Origin of the sequence: Salegentibacter chungangensis, assembly GCF_042678405.1 — a bacterium.
GTDB classification, from domain to species: domain Bacteria; phylum Bacteroidota; class Bacteroidia; order Flavobacteriales; family Flavobacteriaceae; genus Salegentibacter_A; species Salegentibacter_A chungangensis.
Genome location: NZ_JBHTLI010000001.1, coordinates 1,879,853 through 1,900,727, shown reverse-complemented (window position 1 = coordinate 1,900,727; position 20,875 = coordinate 1,879,853). Strand labels below are relative to the sequence as shown.

At 42.4% G+C, this 20,875-nt stretch carries 17 protein-coding genes; 12 read left to right on the top strand and 5 right to left on the bottom strand.

What is annotated here, in order from left to right:
- Nucleotides 1–2 precede the first annotated feature (2 nt).
- Entirely contained in the window at nucleotides 3–2,174 is a 2,172-nt protein-coding gene (locus ACFQ3Q_RS08640) for a prolyl oligopeptidase family serine peptidase (protein ID WP_380744864.1), read from the bottom strand.
- Between the two features lie 347 nt (nucleotides 2,175–2,521).
- Here ACFQ3Q_RS08640 and pta point away from each other — a divergent pair, with 347 nt between their 5' ends.
- Nucleotides 2,522–4,615, top strand: coding sequence for a phosphate acetyltransferase (gene pta, locus ACFQ3Q_RS08635; protein WP_380744862.1), 2,094 nt, complete (start codon nucleotides 2,522–2,524; stop codon nucleotides 4,613–4,615).
- A gap of 9 nt (nucleotides 4,616–4,624) precedes the next feature.
- On the top strand, nucleotides 4,625–5,812 hold the full coding sequence (locus tag ACFQ3Q_RS08630) for an acetate/propionate family kinase (RefSeq protein WP_380744861.1): 1,188 nt from the start codon (nucleotides 4,625–4,627) through the stop codon (nucleotides 5,810–5,812).
- Between the two features lie 139 nt (nucleotides 5,813–5,951).
- On the opposite strand, the gene ACFQ3Q_RS08625 is transcribed toward ACFQ3Q_RS08630, so the two are convergent.
- Together ACFQ3Q_RS08625 and ACFQ3Q_RS08620 are read right to left on the bottom strand one after the other, a co-directional pair.
- Complete coding sequence (locus ACFQ3Q_RS08625; RefSeq protein ID WP_380744859.1) at nucleotides 5,952–7,145, bottom strand: hypothetical protein; 1,194 nt, start codon at nucleotides 7,143–7,145, stop codon at nucleotides 5,952–5,954.
- 231 nt (nucleotides 7,146–7,376) lie between these two features.
- A complete protein-coding gene (locus ACFQ3Q_RS08620) occupies nucleotides 7,377–8,105 on the bottom strand; it encodes a class I SAM-dependent methyltransferase (RefSeq protein WP_380744857.1) in 729 nt (242 codons plus the stop codon).
- 180 nt (nucleotides 8,106–8,285) lie between these two features.
- On the opposite strand from ACFQ3Q_RS08620, the gene nhaA reads away from it, so the two are divergent.
- The 10 genes from nhaA (at nucleotide 8,286) to ACFQ3Q_RS08570 (ending at nucleotide 18,532) form a co-directional block, all read left to right on the top strand.
- Nucleotides 8,286–9,605, top strand: coding sequence for a Na+/H+ antiporter NhaA (gene nhaA / locus ACFQ3Q_RS08615; RefSeq protein WP_380744856.1), 1,320 nt, complete (start codon nucleotides 8,286–8,288; stop codon nucleotides 9,603–9,605).
- Between the two features lie 141 nt (nucleotides 9,606–9,746).
- The gene (locus tag ACFQ3Q_RS08610) at nucleotides 9,747–12,149 is read left to right on the top strand and encodes a heavy metal translocating P-type ATPase (protein ID WP_380744854.1); all 2,403 of its coding nucleotides are present in this window, start codon (nucleotides 9,747–9,749) and stop codon (nucleotides 12,147–12,149) included.
- Nucleotides 12,150–12,228: 79 nt separating this feature from the next.
- Entirely contained in the window at nucleotides 12,229–12,423 is a 195-nt protein-coding gene (gene ccoS / locus ACFQ3Q_RS08605) for a cbb3-type cytochrome oxidase assembly protein CcoS (RefSeq protein ID WP_380744852.1), read from the top strand.
- A 2-nt stretch (nucleotides 12,424–12,425) separates the two neighbouring features.
- Complete coding sequence (gene ccoN / locus ACFQ3Q_RS08600; protein ID WP_380744850.1) at nucleotides 12,426–14,624, top strand: cytochrome-c oxidase, cbb3-type subunit I; 2,199 nt, start codon at nucleotides 12,426–12,428, stop codon at nucleotides 14,622–14,624.
- Between the two features lie 2 nt (nucleotides 14,625–14,626).
- Entirely contained in the window at nucleotides 14,627–14,809 is a 183-nt protein-coding gene (locus tag ACFQ3Q_RS08595) for a CcoQ/FixQ family Cbb3-type cytochrome c oxidase assembly chaperone (protein WP_380744848.1), read from the top strand.
- A 2-nt stretch (nucleotides 14,810–14,811) separates the two neighbouring features.
- Nucleotides 14,812–15,732, top strand: coding sequence for a cbb3-type cytochrome c oxidase N-terminal domain-containing protein (locus ACFQ3Q_RS08590; protein WP_380744846.1), 921 nt, complete (start codon nucleotides 14,812–14,814; stop codon nucleotides 15,730–15,732).
- Entirely contained in the window at nucleotides 15,650–17,212 is a 1,563-nt protein-coding gene (gene ccoG / locus ACFQ3Q_RS08585) for a cytochrome c oxidase accessory protein CcoG (RefSeq protein WP_380744844.1), read from the top strand. Before ACFQ3Q_RS08590 ends, ccoG begins: the two co-directional genes overlap by 83 nt.
- Before the next feature lie 11 nt (nucleotides 17,213–17,223).
- Nucleotides 17,224–17,670 carry a FixH family protein gene (locus ACFQ3Q_RS08580; protein ID WP_380744842.1) on the top strand — a complete coding sequence of 149 codons (447 nt, stop codon included), beginning with the start codon at nucleotides 17,224–17,226 and terminating at the stop codon, nucleotides 17,668–17,670.
- Entirely contained in the window at nucleotides 17,670–18,374 is a 705-nt protein-coding gene (locus ACFQ3Q_RS08575; protein WP_380744841.1) for a sulfite exporter TauE/SafE family protein, read from the top strand. Before ACFQ3Q_RS08580 ends, ACFQ3Q_RS08575 begins: the two co-directional genes overlap by 1 nt.
- 32 nt (nucleotides 18,375–18,406) lie before the next feature.
- Nucleotides 18,407–18,532, top strand: a complete 126-nt coding sequence (locus ACFQ3Q_RS08570) for a hypothetical protein (RefSeq protein WP_380744839.1) — start codon at nucleotides 18,407–18,409, stop codon at nucleotides 18,530–18,532.
- Between the two features lie 96 nt (nucleotides 18,533–18,628).
- Here ACFQ3Q_RS08570 and hemN read toward each other — a convergent pair whose 3' ends face one another.
- Nucleotides 18,629–19,993, bottom strand: a complete 1,365-nt coding sequence (gene hemN, locus ACFQ3Q_RS08565; RefSeq protein ID WP_380744837.1) for an oxygen-independent coproporphyrinogen III oxidase — start codon at nucleotides 19,991–19,993, stop codon at nucleotides 18,629–18,631.
- Nucleotides 19,994–20,128: 135 nt separating this feature from the next.
- Entirely contained in the window at nucleotides 20,129–20,707 is a 579-nt protein-coding gene (locus ACFQ3Q_RS08560; protein ID WP_380744835.1) for a hypothetical protein, read from the bottom strand.
- Between the last annotated feature and the right edge of the window lie 168 nt (nucleotides 20,708–20,875).

Below are 20,875 nucleotides of genomic sequence, written 5' to 3'. Positions count from 1 at the left end.
TTTTATTTACTTCCCATTTCCTGTGTAGGCTGAAACTTAGGATGCCCCGCCTGCCAGTAAAAGAAGGAGAAGGTATTGGCGAAATTCTCAAGCCTTTTTGTCTTGGTATCGCCTATCCCGTGTCCGCTTCCAAAATCGGTCAATAATAGAATTGGTTCGTCTGAAGCATTTGCTGCCTGTAACCTGGCCGCAAACTTCGCCGGTTCCCAGGCGCTCACGCGCGGATCGTTCATTCCACCCGTTACAAGGGTTGCAGGATATTTTGTTCCGTCTTCAATATGAAGGTAGGAATCCATCTCCAGCAATCCCTTAAATTCTTCTGGGTCTTTTACTGTCCCGAATTCAGGAGCATTCACTGGTCCGTTTGGTGTTTCTTCCATTCTTACGGTATTCATAGCTCCCACCTGAGGGCTCGCTGCTCCAAAAAGATCTGGTCTTTCGGTGATCGCTCGTCCTACAAAAATTCCACCCGCACTGCCTCCAAAAATGGATAATTTCTCAGAAGAAGTATAACCTTCATCTATCAGGTATTCCGCGGCTGCGATGGCATCTTTCCAGGTATTGGGCTTGTTGAGCTTTTGCCCGGCCCTGTGCCAGTCGTCACCTAATTCGCCGCCTCCTCGAACGTGAGGTACAACAAAAATTCCGTCATATAAGGTGTATGCCAATAACAACGGACTAAAGAACGGACCAATAGTTGCACCATAAGAACCGTAACCATACATCATTACCGGGTTGGAACCGTCCATTTTGATCCCTTTTTTGTGTAATATCGATACAGGCACTTTCACCCCGTCGTGAGAAGTCACCATTACTTCTTTAGCCACCAGATCATCTAATTCCGGGTATTCAGCAGGGGTTGATAAAGGCTGAAATTTAAAGTTATCAGTTGAAGGATCATACATATATCTTTTAGCTGGCGAGGTCCATCCAGAAATGGTAACCCAGACATCACCGAATTTACTTCCCTTAGTGGCTAATGACGCACTACCGGCAGTAAACGGAAGCTCTAACTGCTTTGCATTTTGCTGTCCTTTCGGCTGAAAATATACCTTAGCTTCCACCCCGTTAGATTTCACTACATAAAAAATTCCGTCCCTGGAAATTTCAAAATCATTGATCGGTCCTTCCTCAGGAGAATCAACCAATAATTCAGCATTTTCAAATGCCGGCTTATCAAGCCCGGCCATCATTATTTTGAAATTAGGCGCATTTTTAAAGGTTTTGTAATAAATATGATTTGAAGATAAACTGAAGTCTTCCACTTTATCATCGGCAGAAGTCAGTTGTTTCCAGGAAATATTATTCATATCTCCGGGTTCAGCCATATAAAGTTTAAGGGCTTTATTCACGGTCACCACGAGCCCCAGTAATTTATCGGCATCTTTATCGTAGAAAACCAAAGGAATTTCTTCAGGCTTTATATTAAGATCGGAGTTATTGGCAGATGAAAAAACAACTTTATCCTTAGCCTGCTCATCTCCCAATTTATGTATATAACTTTTTAAGTTCAGCTGCCTGTTCTTATCAGTTAAGTCTGCAGAATTCAGTTTGGTATATACCAGGCTATTATCATCCTTAAGCCAGGACACATAGTCTACAAGGTCGAGCTGATCCTGAAGCCTTTCCCCCTGCCTGTTCAGGATTATCATTTCCCCGTTTTCAGACCCATCCGGCGCAAGAATTATCGCTATTTTCTCTCCTTCGTTATCAGGAAAAAGTCCTAGTATTGAATAAGACCCGTCAGAATCTGATTTATAATTATCGGGCTCGAACAATAGTTTTTCCTCTCCTTCATAGCCTTTACTGTAGTAAAGTTTTCCTTTTTCATCTTCCGGCTTCTGAAGCAAATAATAATAATCATCATTATCGCTCATTTTCAAATTATAGATCCTTGCAGCGGTTCTGCCGTCCAGCTCCCTCATCTTCGCAAGCATTTCCTCTTTCCCGGGTATCTTATTGAGTACGGCTTCAGCATAATTGGTATTCTCCTTCATCCAGTTAATAACCTTAGGATCTTTAAGATCTTCCATATATCGATACGGATCCTCGACCTTAACCCCGTGATATTCATCGGTTACAATTTTTTGAGGTGGCGCATCGGGTTTTGCGATCTTTTGCGCATACAGACCTGTGGACACTAAAAAGGCAATAAAAAAGGCTAACTTTTTCATAATCGAACAGAATTAAATTGGTTATAAAAATTTAAAGCAGCATTGAGTTCAAAGGGATTCGCCTATGCGAAATTTGGGAAGTGGGGAATCGTAAATGGTTTTTTAAAACCTGTATTAATATAATAATCAGGCATTTATAAACAGTTAAGATTTTCCTAAATAATATTCTAAAGCCTTTGGGATAAGGTAACGGTAACCGGCAGGAAAGCTTTGTGAAACCCGGATTCCTTTCTTTTATACTCTTAAAGCATAAATCCTGATCTTCGTCAGTTTTACCTTAATTTAACCTCTGGCTGAATTTCTGTACCTTTAAATAGCCTTAATTTTGCACGCAGAATATTACAACTATGAACAAAGGAATTTATATCGCCACTCTGGAGCCCCACAGTGGTAAATCTATGGTCTCCCTCGGTTTAATGCGGACCCTGCTGGGAAAGACCGTAAAAGTAGGCTACTTCAGGCCAATTATAGATGATGTCCCAAAAGATGAAAGGGACAATCATATAGATACGATAATCAGTTATTTTGATCTCAACCTTCCTTACAAAGATGCTTATGCCTTCACCAGAAGTGAGATCATTCAAAAACGAAATGAAGGTAAATCGGGTGAGATCATTGATACCATCATTCGCAAATACAAAAAACTCGAAGAAGAATATGACTTTGTTCTGGTAGAAGGAAGTGACTTTTCAGGCGAAGGCAGTGTCTTCGAATTCGATGTGAATGTGCTCATCGCCAAGAACCTTGGGATCCCGGTGATTATTATAGCCAGTGGGGAGCATAAAACTTGGGAAGAACATCTCGGGAACCTTCAAATGGCTTATAACGCTTTTGTAGACAGGGATGTGGATGTAATGGCTATGGTTAGCAATAAGATGCAGGAAGAAAACCTGGGTCAGGCCGAGCAAAACATAAGGAAGTTCATCCCGGGCAAAATAGACGTTTTTGCCATTCCTTTAATAGAGACCCTTTCCAATCCAACCATTAAGGAGGTCGTATCTGCTCTTGAAGGCAGGATCCTTTTCGGGCAGGAGTTTTTAAATAACCAGACGGGGAATTTCGGCGTTGGTGCTATGCAATTGCGCAATTATCTTCCAACCCTTAGAAATGAAACCCTGGTGATCACTCCCGGAGACCGGGCCGATATTATTTTAGGTGCGCTGCAGGCAAATATCTCCAGCAATTATCCTCGTATCTCCGGAATTATTCTAACCGGAGGTCTTACTCCCGAAGAGCCTATCATAAAACTTATAGAAGGACTGTCTCAAATTGTTCCTATTATATCGGTGAAAGAAGGAACCTTTCAGGTAACCAATAAAGTAGGTGCCATCAAATCTAATATTTATGCTGATAGTATTCAGAAGATACAGACTACCATCAGTACTTTTGAACGTTATGTGAGTTTTGATCCGTTAGTGGAAAAACTTATCAATTTTGAACCGCACGGCATCACACCGCGTATGTTCCAGTACAGCCTGGTGAAAAAAGCTCAGGAAAGCAAGAAACACATTGTACTTCCAGAAGGTACAGACGAAAGGATCCTTACCGCAGCAGCCAGGCTTATTGCTATGGACCTGGTGAATATCACCCTGCTTGGGGACGAAGAAATAATCAAGAAGAAAGTGATGAATCTTGGGCTTAATCTTGACTTCGACAGGGTGAATATCATCAATCCTACCAAATCTGAACATTTTGAGGATTATGTAAAAACCTTTTACGAATTAAGAAAGCATAAAGGCGCAAATATGGACATTGCCAGAGACTGGATGACCGATGTTTCCTATTTCGGAACGATGATGGTCTATAAAGGACACGCGGATGGAATGGTTTCCGGGGCGGCTCATACCACCCAACATACCATTAGGCCGGCATTACAGTTTATCAAGACCAAACCCGGAGTTTCAGTGGTATCCTCGGTTTTCTTCATGTGTCTTGAAGACAGGGTTTCTGTTTTCGGCGATTGTGCCATCAACCCTAACCCAACTGCCGAAGAGCTTGCAGAGATCACCATTTCTTCCGCAGAAAGCTGTGTCGCCTTCGGAATTGAACCAAAGATCGCGATGCTTTCCTACTCTTCAGGAACTTCCGGAAAAGGAGAAGATGTGGACCGCGTAAGACAGGCCACCGAGATCGTGAAAACAAAACGTCCGGACCTTAAGATCGAGGGGCCAATTCAGTACGACGCGGCGGTAGATATCACCATTGGAAAGAGTAAACTTCCCGATTCTGAGGTGGCGGGACAGGCAAACCTGCTTATTTTCCCCGATCTTAACACCGGGAACAACACCTATAAAGCCGTCCAAAGGGAAACCGGGGCCTTAGCCATAGGACCAATGCTCCAGGGCCTTAACAAACCGGTTAATGACCTTAGCCGCGGATGCACGGTAGACGATGTCTATAACACGGTAATACTAACAGCCATACAGGCGCAAGGAATTTAATTTACAGCAATGAAGAATATATTAGTTATAAACTCAGGGAGTTCTTCCCTTAAGTTCCAATTGATAAAAATGCCGGCCGAGGAAGTACTGGCCTCAGGAATGGTAGAAAGAATAGGGCTTCTGGAAGCGAAACTGCATTATAAGACAGGAGAGCATGCGGTCTCAAAAACTATAGATGCACCAAATCACGAAGTAGCCTTAAAAGAAATCACCAAACTATTGATGGATACTGAAAAAGGGGTGATTGAAGAAGCTTCAGACATTTCTGCGATAGGCCACCGGGTGGTTCACGGCGGAGATACCTTTTCCGATACCATAATTATAGATGATAAGGTAAAATCTGAAATTAAACGTTTGTTTTCCCTGGCCCCCCTGCATAATCCGCCAAACCTGAACGGGATCGAGGTTGCCGAAAGCATTTTCCCCGGTGCGGTCCAGATCGCGGTATTCGACACTGCCTTTCACAGAAGCATTCCTTCAAAAGCCAGTCAGTTTGCCATTCCCGTGAAACTCTCTCAGGATGAAAAAATTCAGTTATACGGCTTTCACGGGACCAGCCATAAATACGTGACCGAAAAAGCAATAAAATATCTTGAAAAGGAAAATTCCAAGCTCATAAGTATCCATTTAGGTAACGGTTGCAGCATCACCGCGGTGGAAAATGGAAAGAGCATAGACCATTCCCTGGGTTTTGGTCCTGTTAACGGACTTATTATGGGTACCCGAAGCGGAGACATAGACCAGTCGGTGATCTTTTATATGATCGAGCACCTGGGCTACACGGCGCAGGAAGTCAGCGATATTCTTCATAATAAAAGTGGAATGCTGGGGCTTACAGGCTATAGCGACCTGAGAGAGATAGAAGATCAGGCGGCTAACGGAAACCGGCAATGTAAGCTCGCGCTGGAAATGAATGCCTATCGGATCAAAAAATATATTGGGGGCTATGCTGCCGCTATGAACGGGCTGGATGCCATTATTTTCACCGCCGGAATTGGGGAGAACAGCAGTGTGATCAGGGAGTTGGTATGCAGGGAAATGGAATTTTTCCGCATAAAACTGGATGCAGAAAAGAACAGCATCCGTTCAAAGGAAATAAGAGAAATAAACCTGCAAGACTCAGAAGTTAAGGTGCTGGTGATCCCTACCAATGAGGAACTGGAGATCGCTAAGCAGAGTTTTGAGCTAATTTCTTAAAAAAAGACCGGCAGGAGTTTATCTAAAAACCGTCAAGCTGAATTTATTTCAGCTCCTCAGAGATCCTGAAACAAGTTCAGAATGACGAAATTAATAAACCTCTGCCGGTTTTTCTGTATTTCTATAGCAGAAAGAACTTCTACTCCACTATATACATCTCGTTAGAAGCCTTGATATATTCCTGAGGATTAAAAGTAGACTCAAAACTATTCCTTACCATGTCCAGTTTTAGTTCGAGCTGAACCATTTCATCTTTCAGGTACTTATCATTCTTATACTTTTCTATAAGTTTCTCATACTTGTTAAGGTTCTCAAGTATTCTGAAAGTAATACTTCCAAAACGAATCTTCAGATTCTGTACCGCCAACATCTGATCGTGATAGGCCTGTTTCCAGTTTTCAGGATTCTTATTTCTTTCTTCAACGATCTTATTTTCGGCTATCTTAGAAATATCCAGTATATACTGCGTACGTTTCTTAGCATCGGTTTCGTTGGTGAACTTCTCCTCGAATTCTTTCACATCTACCCCCAGAATATCCTGTAAATTTTCCTTCAGGGCCTTATTCTGAAGCTCCTTAAGTTCCTCCAGGCTTTTATTGATCGCCACCCACTCTGTTTCTATCAGATCCTTATCGTGAGTGAACTGAGCTACAGTGGTAGTGAGTTTGAGCATTTCCATACTCTCCTTTTTCAGCTCCCTGTCCCTGCGATTCAGCGAATTAATAAACATACTTATTCCGTCAAAAAGACTTCCTGCAAACATCCCTGTAAACGGGGTCCCCTTGGTAAGATCTCCGGTTACATTAAGAATATGGTCTAAAGCCGCCAGCTTCGCATCGTCTTCCTTCTCTTCCTTCATATAATCTTTAAAGGTTCCGAACCACTCCTGGTAACCTTCGTGGTGCATCGGGTTACTCACCCTGTCCAGAGTCGAATAGAACTCCCGGGAAGTATTAAAAAGATTAAGCGGCTTGATCTCACGCTCCATAGATGCGAGGTTCAGCACCGCCGAACTATAATTATATTTATAAACACTTATGGTGTTCTTATCTATTTCCTCCTGACGCTCTTCGAGATATTTCACGCGTTCCAGGAGTTTCTCTACCTTCTCTGAAGCCGAATTTGAATTCTTAATACTCTCATCCAGATTACTGATCTTTGAGTCAATTTCTCTGATCCTGTAATCCAGGCTTTGACTCAATAATGTTCGCTCTCTGTTCAACTCCCGTAACACCTGTTCGGTTACCGACTGGCTGTTTTCAAGCTCCTGTGCCTGTACCGGCAAAACCAGCAGACTGGTAAACAAAAAGAAAACTAATTGTATTTTTTTCATATTCAATTTTTTAAAATCTGATCTTCACACTTAATAACGTCCTGCCGTGGAGCATATTTTATGCCATAATCCTTTAATTTGTAGCCGGGTACAGCTTTATAAAGACAAAGGCTAGGTTTCCACGGGAAAATAAAAAATGCCGAATTTAATAATAAATTCGAAATGCTGATAGCTGTTGCCAAATTCCCCAGTCTTAAAATCCTGAGCACGTAAAAGTAATCTGAGGATGTCTTATTTTCTTCCCAGGCGAAATAATATCGGGAAGCTGATCTCGCCGTAATCCCCATAGGCTTTATAAAGTTCTTCTGAAATCAGGTCCACGGGGTTATGATTCTTTGAATTTTCATAATGTTTTACGGCACTCCAGGTCCTCAGGTAACCAATTAAATGTTCAAAACTCCAGCTCACTTTACTTTCAAATTGCGGAGTACCTATTTCATCGAAGGGAAAAGGAATGCTCTGATATTTCTCATCAAGATACTTTCTTTCGGGGTCCCAGAAGGGCCCGATGATCTCCTTGTAAAATTTAAGGATTACCTCATCGGTCTCTGGATTGGAATTAAATAAAGAATAACCTAAAACAGCAATAAGTCCGCCGGGTTTGAGCAGCCTCTTTACTTCGCCATAGAATTCATCAAAATTGAACCAGTGTATCGCCTGCCCTACAGTGACAAGATCGAAACTCTCATCGGGGAATTTGGTTTTCTCAGCGCTTTGCCTACTATAATAAATATTCGGTTTTGCAACAGCATTTTCCAATTGCCGCCTGCTGATATCGGTAGCCTCTACCCTTTCCATAAATTCCGAGACTGCTTCCGCAACCTGGCCATTTCCCGTTCCGCAGTCCCAGGCCTTTTCTTTATTTCTTAAGTGATTTTCAATAAACCGAAACACTTCAGCGGGATATCCTGGGCGGAATTTTGCATAATCTTCAGATTTAGTTGAAAAATTATCCTTCATAGCGATGCTGTTTCAGCAGGCAAAAGATACCGAAAATGATTGAATTTAATTCCCGCCACAAAAACCGGATTATTGAAGCATCTTCTGTACCAGCCAATTAAACCTTCAAAAATGACCCTTATCATATTTTATGGATAGTAAGCCTTTTAAATTTAGAACATATTAAACCAACTGCGTAAGATGAAAAAGTCTACACTGGATCTTTACCTGATATTACCCGTAAAGAATTTTATCGAAAAACAGACTTCGGTTGGTCTTAGCCTTATCTCTGCAACCATTCTCGCACTTATTATTGCAAATTCTCCTCTAAAAGAACTTTACCACAGCTTTTGGGAACAGGAAATTTACCTGGGTGTTGAAGATTATGAGATCAGCAAAAGCCTCCTCCATTGGATCAACGATGGTTTAATGTCTATGTTCTTTTTCCTGGTCGGTCTGGAACTGAAAAAAGAAGTGCTACATGGCGAACTTTCCAGTGTCAGGAAGGCCATTCTGCCTGTTGCCGCCGCTCTTGGAGGAATGATCTTCCCTGCCCTCATTTTTTGGGCCTTCAATAGTGGCAGTGATGCCATCTCGGGTTGGGGCATCCCAATGGCTACCGATATCGCTTTCGCCCTTGGTATTCTTTACCTTTTAGGAGACCGCGTCCCACTTTCCCTCAAGGTGTTTCTCACAGCCATCGCCATTGCAGATGACCTGGGAGCCGTGCTGGTGATCGCGGTCTTCTATACTTCCGAGATCTCCTTAGACAGTCTGGGGATCGGAGCCTTTTTTCTCTTTGTCCTTATCACCGCTAATTATATTGGTATCAGGAATACCCTTTTCTATGCGATAATGGGAATTGGAGGACTGTGGCTGGCCATATTGCTTTCAGGGGTTCACGCCACTATAGCCGCAGTTCTTGCAGCATTTGCGATCCCAACCAGAAAACGCATCAATACGTCTTTATTCCTTCGGAAGGCAAAACTACTTTCCTATCATATAAAGAGCCAGGTTAAGAAACCTCCGGCCGAAGAAACCCGGAAAGAAGAAGATATCTCGAATACCATTAGCAAATTTTCTTCGCTTACTGAAGATGCCACGGCACCCCTGCAAAGGCTGGAACACAGCCTGTATCCGTTTGTAAGCTTTGTTGTGCTCCCATTATTTGCTTTCGCCAATGCCGGTATCAGTTTTAATACCGACTCTCTGGCATTTCTGCACAGCCCGGTAACCCTGGGAGTTGGGCTGGGGCTCATATTCGGGAAAATATTCGGGGTGATCCTCTTTACCCGCCTTATGGTCTGGACAGGGATCTCAAGCCTGCCCAGAAGGCTTAAATGGAAACATATTCACGGAGCCGGACTTTTAGCTGCCATAGGCTTCACCATGTCTCTCTTTATCACCGATCTTGCTTTTGAAGAAGAAACCTACCTGATACAGGCCAAGATCGGAATCTTTTCAGCTTCCCTTTTGGCCGGCTTGCTAGGCTATTTCTACCTTAAAACACTCAAAAAATAAATGTCTATCAGAAATAAGCTATGAACTAAACCTAATTATAACGCATAGGTTCATAACCTGAATCTGCCAATACCTGACCTGAGTCATATTTTTTCAGTCTCTTATTCCGAATCTTTGGGGCTTAAAATTCAAAGGGGGAAAATGGCTAAATGTTATCACTGTGGTGACCCGTGCAAAAACGGGACAATTACTTTTGATGAAAAATCGTTCTGCTGCAACGGCTGCAAGACGGTTTATGAGATACTGGACGCCAGTGACCTGCAGTACTATTATGACCTTGAAACGTCTCCCGGCATTTCACCGGACAGCACAGAAGGGAAATACGACTTTCTGGACAATAAGGCCATTGAAGAGAAATTACTGGAATTCAGTGATAACAACATCAATATAGTTTCTTTTTTTATCCCTTCAATTCACTGCAGTTCCTGTATCTGGGTCCTGGAAAACCTAAATAAATTACACCCCGCGGTTCAGTCCTCCCAGGTTAATTTCCCGAAGAAGACTATACGCATTAGTTATTCATCAGATAAGCTAAGCCTGAAAGAGCTGGTATATCTACTTTGCAGAATTGGTTACGAGCCCTACATTTCCCTTGACGACTTCGGACCTAAGAAAAGCAAGGTAGACAGAAGTCTTATTTATAAACTGGGAGTGGCAGGTTTTGCATTTGGAAATGTCATGTTCCTTTCCTTTCCCGAATATTTCGAGGTAGATGAATTCTGGCTGGATCAGTTCAAACATGTTTTCAGATGGATGATGTTCTTTTTCTCGTTGCCGGTAGTCTTCTATTCCGGCAGTGATTATTTCATCTCGGCCTATAAAGGCCTAAGGGCAAAATTGCTGAATATTGATGTACCTATTGCCCTTGGGATAAGCGTCCTGTTCATCAGAAGTACCACAGAGATCCTTTTCAACCTTGGCACAGGCTTTTTCGACAGCCTTACCGGCCTGGTATTCTTCTTACTACTGGGTAAATTCTTTCAGCAAAAGACCTATTCATTTTTGTCTTTCGAAAGGGATTACAAATCTTATTTTCCTATAGCAGTAACCCGGCTAAAAAAGGATTCAGAAGAAGAGAAGAGCATTGAAGAACAGGTGCAGGTCTATGAAGTCCAGGCAGGAGATCGTATTCTGATAAGGAATGGCGAACTTATTCCAATTGATGCCGTGCTTATAAGCGGCAATGCTCTTATTGATTACAGCTTCGTGACCGGAGAAGCTGAAGCCGTAAGTAAAGCATCGGGAGAACGGCTTTATGCCGGAGGAAGGCAGCAAGGCGGGCCAATCGAAATAGAAGCCTATAAATCTATAGACCAAAGCTATCTTACGCAGCTTTGGAGTGACGACGTTTTCAGCAAAGAAAAACGCAGCACCTTTCAAACGCTTATCAACCAGATAAGTAAACGGTTTACATTGGGCGTGCTAAGCATTGCTTTTTCAGCCACCCTGTTCTGGCTTATTACCGATCCCGAAAAAGCCCTGAACGTATTTACGGCGGTCCTGATCATCGCCTGCCCCTGTGCCATAGCTTTAGCCTCTCCTTTCACCCTTGGCAACCTGTTACGAATTTTCGGGCGACATAAGCTTTATTTGAAAGAAGCCGGAGTTATTGAGCAGATGGCAAAAATAGACTGCATAGTGTTCGATAAGACCGGTACAATAACAACAGGAAGTAAAACTTCAGTCTCTTACCTGGGTGAAGCTCTTGATAAAGAGGAAGAACAACTCCTAACCAGTAGTCTTAGAGCCTCAAACCACCCGTTAAGTCGCGCTCTTTATGAAATACTGGACAAGAACAACATCAGCACCCTCGATGATTTTGCCGAAACTACCGGAAAAGGGATAGAAGCTAAAGCCAGAGATAAAAGCATAAAGATAGGTTCAGCAGGATTCGTGGAGGGTAAAAACACTTCAATGGCTGAAATTTCGGAAGTCAACAAAACAAGCGTGCACATAAGCAGTAACAATACTTACAAAGGTTGTTACATCTTCAGGAATGAGTACAGAAAAGGGCTGGAAGAGCTCTTCAAAAACCTGAAGGAGAACAGAGAGCTTTACATCCTTTCCGGTGATAATGACGGGGAACGAGAAAGACTAAGCCAGTTGCTGCCAAAAGGCACCGGACTTTTATTCGATCAAAAGCCGGATGACAAGCTGCAGTTCATAAAAAGGCTTCAGAAAGAAGGAAAAACAGTGATGATGGTTGGCGACGGACTTAATGATGCAGGGGCTTTAGCTCAAAGTGACGTCGGCATTTCGGTTTCCGAGAACATAAACGTGTTCTCCCCTGCCTGTGACGGGATTCTTGATGCTTCAAGGTTCCGTGATCTGGACAGCTTTTTTAAAATAAGCCATAAAGGAATGAGCGTCATAAAGTGGAGCTTTTTACTATCGCTCTGTTATAATGTTATAGGCCTTGGTTTTGCCGTTTCAGGCAACCTGATGCCGGTTATAGCTGCAATACTTATGCCTGTAAGTTCTATAAGCATAGTAGTGTTTACAAGCATTAGCACACATTTCATAGGTAAGAGATTAAACAAATAAACATCAAAAGCTGACTCTGGTCATTTTTTAAAGAAAGCCTGGCCAATAAGTTTGCCAGTATATTAAACAAGCATCAAAAATGGACATTATTTACCTGTTATTAGCCTTAAGCGTACTGGTTGCACTGGTATTCTTTTTCGCCTTTATCTTCTCGGTAAAAAAAGGCCAATATGACGATGTATACACACCCTCGGTAAGGATGCTTTTTGACGATGAAATTGTAAAACCTAAACCCAATAAAAAAGAATCCACCACTAAAGAGAAATCAAATTAATTATGGAAGTAGAACAGTTTTATTACGATAATAAGATCGTAAAGAAGTTTACCATTGCGACCTTGTTCTGGGGTATTATCGGAATGTCGGTTGGTCTATTGCTGGCTTTTATGTTTTTATTCCCGGGGCTGACCGAGGGCATATCCTGGCTTAGTTTCGGAAGATTAAGGCCATTGCATACCAACGCAGTAATTTTTGCATTTGTAGGAAATGCGATCTTTGCAGGAGTTTACTACTCTACCCAGCGCTTGCTCAAAGCCAGAATGTTCAGTGACTTTTTAAGTAATCTTAACTTCTGGGGCTGGCAGGCTATTATAGTTGGGGCTGCAATCACTTTACCCTTAGGTTTTACCACTTCTAAAGAATATGCGGAACTGGAATGGCCTTTTGATATTGCCATTGCGGTTATATGGGTGGCCTTTGGGATCAACCTGATAGGAACGATACTTAAAAGGAGACAACGTCACTTATATGTTGCGATCTGGTTCTATCTGGCAACCTTCGTGACCGTAGCTGTACTCCATATCGTAAATAACCTGGAACTTCCGGTTAGTGCACTTAAGAGTTACTCTATTTTTGCAGGAGTACAGGACGCGTTGGTACAGTGGTGGTATGGCCATAATGCCGTAGCATTCTTCCTTACCACACCATTTCTTGGTCTTATGTACTATTTTGTGCCTAAGGCTGCGAACAGGCCGGTATATTCCTATCGTCTCTCTATAGTTCACTTCTGGTCCCTGATCTTCATATATATCTGGGCAGGACCTCACCATCTGCTGTATTCGGCTTTGCCGGATTGGGCACAAAACCTTGGAGTTGCCTTTTCGGTAATGCTGCTTTTCCCTTCCTGGGGAGGAATGATCAACGGACTTTTGACCCTTCGTGGCGCCTGGGATAAGGTGCGAACAGACCCGGTTCTTAAGTTTATGGTGGTTGCTATTACGGGTTACGGAATGGCCACTTTTGAAGGCCCTATGCTTTCCCTTAAGAACGTGAATGCCATAGCTCATTTTAGTGACTGGATCATTGCTCACGTTCACGTAGGAGCGCTTGCCTGGAACGGATTCCTGACCTTCGGAATGGTGTACTGGCTGGTCCCGCGACTTTTCAAAACAAAACTGTATTCTGTTAAACTTGCCAATGCGCATTTCTGGATAGGAACCCTGGGTATTATTATGTATGCTTTGCCTATGTATGTTGCCGGATTCGTACAGGCTTCTATGTGGAAACAGTTCAATCCTGACGGAAGCCTTGTTTACGGTAACTTCCTGGAAACCGTTAGCGAGATCATCCCAATGTACTGGATGAGAGCAATTGGTGGAAGTTTATACATCTTCGGAACATTTATCCTTCTTTATAACATTGTGAAGACCGTGCGCCAGGGATCTCAGGTTGAGGATGAACTTGCCGAGTCTGCACCTCTTCAAAGGGTGACCACGAAACGTATTTCAGGTGAAGCTTACCACACCTGGCTGGAAAGAAGACCGGTTAAATTAACCATTTACGCAACAATTGCTATCCTTATTGGAGGAGCAGTACAAATTATCCCTTCCCTGATGGTAGACGAATATGTTCCTGTGATCTCAAGCGTGAAACCTTATACTCCTCTTGAACTCGAAGGGCGTGATATTTATATAAGAGAAGGCTGTGTTTCCTGTCACTCTCAAATGATTCGCCCTTTCCGAAGTGAAGTGGAACGTTACGGGGAGTATTCAAAATCGGGAGAATACGTTTACGATCACCCTTTCCTTTGGGGAAGTAAACGTACAGGGCCCGACCTGCTAAGGGTTGGAGGTAAATATTCCGACAACTGGCACCTCAACCATATGTACGATCCTCAAAGCACTTCATCAGGCTCTATTATGCCATCTTACAAATGGCTGGTTACCGATGAGCTTGACAAGTCGGATACCGAAGCTAAAATGGAAGCTATGGTTCAGCTTGGTGTTCCTTATACCCAGGAAGAGATTGACCGAGCCCAGGAATGGATGCTCGAACAGGGAACCCAGATCGAAAAGAACCTTTACGCAGATCCCGATTTTGCCGAGACTTACGAAGCCGACAAGAAATATGCGGCCGAAAATGATATGGATTTCGTTGAAATGCGAAACCGTGAGATCGTTGCCCTTATCGCCTACCTGCAAAGGCTGGGAACAGATATCAAGGCAAAAGACAATAACGAAATAACCGAAAACAATTAATCATGTTGAAATTTATTAAAGGTAATCTTGAAAGTATAGATGGGGTACAGGTCTACCCCATCATTTCCCTGCTAATTTTCTTCATCTTTTTCGTGCTGCTGTTCTGGTGGGTGCTCACCGCTCGCAAAACCTATATAAATGAAGTAAGCAATCTTCCGTTAGACGCTAATCAAAACGAAGAATAATTATGAAAAATACATTCTCATATTTAAGAATTATAGGTTTTTTGGCTCTTGCTGCCATTCTTATGGAAATTACGGTAGAAACAGGAGATCAATCTGCCGTCCTGGACTATCCCCTAAGCTGGCTGATTTTAGCAATAGTCCTGGTAATTGCCATAGCAATAGAAGTTTCGGTTTCGAGCCTCAGGAATCTTCTTTATCGCGGACTCACTCCTGAAGCAAGAGCTCAGTTTGATGCGGAAGAAGCTGAAAGGAAAGCCAGTCAGTTTGGATGGCTTAAGAAGCTATATGCCTCCTTACTGAATAAAAAACCTATAGAAAAAGAAGACGAGATCATTCTTGATCATAATTACGACGGCATCAAGGAACTGGATAACGACCTCCCTTCCTGGTGGCTTTACGGATTCTACATCAGTATAGTCTTCGCCGGCATCTATATGGCCAGATACCACATTTTTGACGGGGAATCTCAGAAGGAAGAATTTCAGACCGAAATGGCTCAAGCTAAAGCTGCCGTGGAAGAATACAAGAAAAACGCCCCAGATCTGATCGATGCCAGTTCAGTTGAACTGATCACAGATGCCGGAGAACTGGAAAAAGGAAAAACGATTTTCAACAACAACTGTGCGGCCTGTCACCGTGCGGACGGAGGTGGCGGGATTGGCCCTAACCTTACCGACGAGCACTGGATCCTGGGTGGCGGTATTAGTAATATCTTCAGCACTATTTCTGAAGGCGGACGTGACGGAAAAGGAATGGTTGCCTGGAAATCCAGTTTGAGCCCTTCAGAAATTGCCCAGGTCTCAAGTTACGTGATAAGCCTCCAGGGCACAAATCCTGAAGATGCCAAGGAAGCCCAGGGAGATATCATCTGGACAAAAGAAAAAACTTCAGGAGCCTCTTCTGAAGAAGCTTCGTTGGAGTAATATAAAAATGCCCGGGAGTTTCAGAGTTCAAAAAACTCCCGGTTCAAAACAAAAAGTTGTGGGAAGCACCGATAAAGAAAAATTTAGAGACAGTATTTCTACGGTAGATGACGAAGGAAAAAGAGCCTGGATCTATCCGAAAAAACCATCGGGTAAATTTTACGAATATCGCAAGTATGTAAGCTATTTTTTGCTGGCTATCCTTTTTGCATTTCCGTTCATAAAAATTAACGGAAATCAGCTGATGATGTTCAACATACTGGAAAGGCGTTTCAATATCTTCGGTTTCCCCTTCTGGCCCCAGGACTTCCACCTCTTTGTTTTGATGATGATCATAGGGGTGGTCTTTATCATATTGTTTACCGTAGCCTTTGGAAGGATCTTTTGCGGATGGATCTGCCCTCAGACCATTTTTATGGAGATGGTATTCCGAAGAATAGAATACTGGATAGAAGGCGATCGCGGAAAACAAATTAAGCTTTCCAAACAGGCCTGGAATGCCGAAAAGATAAGAAAGAAAAGCCTGAAATGGAGCATTTTTTTCATCATCTCCTTTCTTATTGCCAATGTCTTCCTGGCATATTTTATAGGGAGCGACAGGTTGGTGAAATATATCACAGATGGCCCGGCAGATCACGCCAGCACCTTTGGATCCCTTCTTATTTTTACTGGGGTATTCTATTTTGTTTTTGCCTGGTTCAGGGAACAGGTGTGTGTAATCGCCTGCCCTTATGGTCGCTTACAGGGCGTGCTGCTGGATACAAAATCTATTGTGGTTGGCTACGATCATAAAAGGGGTGAAAAAGAAAAAGGAAGGGCCAAATTCAGGAAAAATGAAGACAGGGCAGCAACAGGCAAAGGAGATTGTATAGATTGTTTCCAATGCGTGCAGGTATGCCCAACAGGAATCGATATCAGGAACGGGACCCAGTTGGAATGTGTGAACTGTACTGCTTGTATTGATGCCTGCGATAGTATGATGGAGGCCGTGAACCTGCCTAAAGGCCTTATCCGCTATACCAGTGAAGAGAATATAGAAAAGAAGACGAAGTTTAAATTTACCCCGCGCATCAAAGGATATATAGCGGTGTTGGGTATTCTTATCTCGGTATTTACGGGAATGCTCTTCCTGAGAAGCGAAGTTGAAGCAAGAATATTAAGGCTTCCGGGGCAACTCTATGAACATAAAGAGAACAATATTATCAGTAATGTTTACACCTATAAACTGGTAAATAAAACCACACATAATATAGAAAATGTTCATTTTAAACTAATGTCCCACAACGGAAATATCCATCTCGTACAGCAAGGAGCTATTCTTGTTCCGGGGCAGGAACTTACTGAAGGTACGCTCTTTATAGAAATAAACGGCAGTGCCCTCAAGGATGAAAAAGATAAAGTTGAAATAGGCGTTTACAGTGGAGATAATCTGATAGAGACTACCTCTACCACCTTCCTGGGGCCGCGCAGCTATAATTAAAATACAGAATTATGAAAATTAACTGGGGAACAGGACTGGTGATCGGGATGGTGGCTTTTATAAGTTTTATTTTATATCTGGTCATCAACATGCTTACCGATTCCAGATTTGATCACGATCTGGTGACCGAAGACTATTATAAGAAAGAACTCCTTTATCAGCAGGAAATTGATGCCGAGGAAAATGCCTTCAGTTTAGCGGAGAATGTTAGCGACGCCAGAAGTGAGAACGGATGGATAATTACTTTTCCTGAAAATTTGGATCCGGACAAGATAGACGGAAAGGTAAGCCTTTACAGACCATCAGATAAAAGGTTCGATTTTGAGGTACCGGTACAACTTTCAGATTACAGAATGGAGATCCCGAAAGAAAAATTCATTCCGGGTAGATGGAATATCAGTGTGAGCTGGAAGTATGAAGGGAAAGATTACTTGTATAAAAAGGAAATAGTCTTTTAATGTTGCTCTCTGCATTCATATTCGGTCTTCTGGGAAGCTTTCACTGCGTGGGGATGTGTGGGCCAATAGCCTTTGTGCTCCCGGTAGACCGGCATAGTAATTCAAAGAAATTCGTTCAGATATTCATATATCATTTTGGGCGAATTCTTGCTTATGCCATCATCGGCCTGCTTTTCGGACTTCTGGGAAAAGGGCTTTATCTTTTCGGAATGCAGCAGCAGCTATCTGTAGCAGTTGGAATATTAATGATCCTGGCCATTCTGTTGCCACAACGAAGCTTCAATAAGTATAATTTTTCCAAACCTGTTTACAGGATAATATCGAAAGTAAAGAACAGACTTGGAAAGGAACTTAAAAAGAAAACTCCCGATACTTTCTTGAGTGTGGGCTTTCTGAACGGATTCCTCCCCTGCGGCCTGGTATATATGGCCGTATTTGGAGCTTTGGCCAGTGGAAATGCATTTCAGGGAAGCCTGTATATGGTGCTATTTGGAGCAGGGACTATTCCCTTAATGACCACGGCCATTTATCTGGGAAATTTTGTGAGCGGAAAAGTGAGAATAAAGATCAGGAAAAGCATTCCTTATTTCGTAGTGCTTATAGGTTTGTTATTCATACTAAGAGGAATGGGGATCGGGATTCCCTATATTTCTCCAAAGCCCGTTCAACAGGAAATAAGTGCCAATTACAGTTGCCATAAATAATCAAATGAATCTCTAACCATAAAACCACAGGTATGATCTCAAATGCAATCGCTCTCGTAAACTGGGAAATGGGAGCTACAATAATAGGAGTTTTCGGACTGGTTTGTCTGGTCCTTATTATCGTAGTGACAAAAGCCATTTTTAATAATAAAAAATAGTCCCACCCGAAATTAAAAAGGCTTGCCGAATCCTTAATCAGCACTGGACGGAAGATTAAGAAGACCGGCAGGCCTTTTTAAGTATTTTAAATGTTCTTATACGGTCATCGAAAATAACCTGGTTTCAGGCTTTTTTCTTTGCAACAAGAGGTCAAATGCCATACACACGTTTCTAACAAAAGGCCTTCCCAACTCACCAATACTAAGCCCTTCTGCATCTAACTTGAGGATTCCGTCTTTTTCCATTTCTTTCAGACTAATCAGCACTTCAGGAAGTTCAGGGAATTTGAGATCATCTCCCTTCCACGAAGTTTCAAGTTTACACATAAGATTAAGAATATGACGTCTTATAATAAGATCTTCCTCATTTAAAATATGACCCCTGTACACCGGCAGAATTCCTTCAGCAACAAGAGCCTCGTATTCCTGAACACCTTTTACATTTTGTGCAAACCCATACCAGCTGTCACCTATGGCCGAAACACCTAAACCTACCATCACCTGTGTGGTGGAAGACGTATAGCCCATAAAATTTCGATGCAGTTGTTTCTTTTCAACAGATTTGTAAAGAGAATCGGTTTTCAATGCGAAATGGTCCATTCCGATCTCCACATAACCCGCATCTTCCAGCATTTTCTTCCCGGTTTCGTACATCCTTCTTTTTTCTTCAGCTGAAGGAAGATCAGCTTCCTTAAAACCACGCTGGCCATTGCCCTTTATCCAGGGCACGTGCGCATAACTGTAAAAAGCAATCCTGTCCGGCATCAGCTCTTTGGTCTTTTCAATAGTATGAACAATATGCTCTGCTTTCTGAAAAGGAAGCCCAAAAATGATATCATGCCCCACTGAAGTATATCCGGCTTTACGCGCTGCCCCGGTAGCACTTTTAACCTTTTCAAAAGGCTGAATGCGGTGAATGGCCTTTTGAACGGTTTCATTATAATCCTGCACCCCGTAACTTACTCGTCTGAAACCGTATTTCGCCAGAACTTCCAGATGTTCCGGAAGTGTATTATTGGGATGACCTTCAAAGCTGAACTCAAAATCTTCAGCTTTATCGGCTTTCCCGAAGAGCCCGTCAAGCAAAAACTGTAAGCTTTTAACAGAAAAAAAGGTTGGGGTTCCCCCTCCAAAATGCAACTCCTTGATCCTGGGCCGCTCTTTAAAAAGCTTCAGATAGATATCCCATTCCTTTAAAAGGCTTGCCACATACGGCACCTCAACTCCGTGATTCTTGGTGATCCGCTTATTGCAACCGCAAAAGGTGCAAAGACTCTCGCAAAAAGGCAGATGTATATATAAGCTGATGCCCTCCTTAGCATTGCTTTCCTTAAAGCTGCGTGTAAGGCTTTCTTTCCAGGCAACTGCAGTAAAACTCTCATCATCCCAATAAGGTACCGTGGGGTAGCTGGTATATCTTGGCCCGGGCACATTATATTTCCCTATCAATACTGAATTCATAATCAAAATTTTGAGACCAAAAGTAACGGGAGGACTTCAGACTATATATGATAAGAATCAGCTTAGGGAATATTGAAATAAAAAGGCCCGCTGCAAGTGCGGGCCCTTCTAAAAAAACTCAGTAAATAAATCTAACTAATCTATATATAGCTTCTTCGAGAAAATCTCCTCTCCTACCATAAAGCTTACGGTATATTCTCCGGCAGGAACTTCAGAAAAGTCAAGGGTTCTTTTAAAAACCTGTCTCCTGTCTGAACTTACACCTACCACCTCACCATAGGCGTCGGTCACTTCCATAGAGGTTTTTACATTCCTGTTATTATGAAGGAATACTTTTACAAGATCTCCCTCAACTTTAAAAACAGGCTTGAAAACAATATCAGTTTTGTCGCTCACCGTTATCCCGTAAGCGCTTTTTTTCACTTCAGTCCTAAGGACTCCTTCTTTTTTATCCAGTTTCAGGTAGTAAGTACCTTCGGGTAAAAGTTCAAAATCAAACTGCTTACTGAACCTGTCATTAGAAAGCACTTCCTTATAAAGGATATTCCCTTTAAGGTCCTGCAGGCTCACTACGGCTCCCGTAAGGTTGCTATCCAGTTCCACAACAAGGTGCTGTTCTTCACTCACTTTCACATCCCAGTCTTTGGCTGCGTATATATTAAAACTTGTAACCAGTAATAATACAAGGATCAGTGTTCTGCTTACTTTTTTCATAATCTTCAATTTTAAAGGTTAATAACTCCAATTCTCTGAGAATCACACAAGCAAAAGTAAGCCTGAAGTTCTTAGAACGACAGTACTGTATGAACACATTTATGTGCTTTTTTCACATCGGTTATTATTATCACACAACAACGATGTTTATATTGCACATATTTAAGC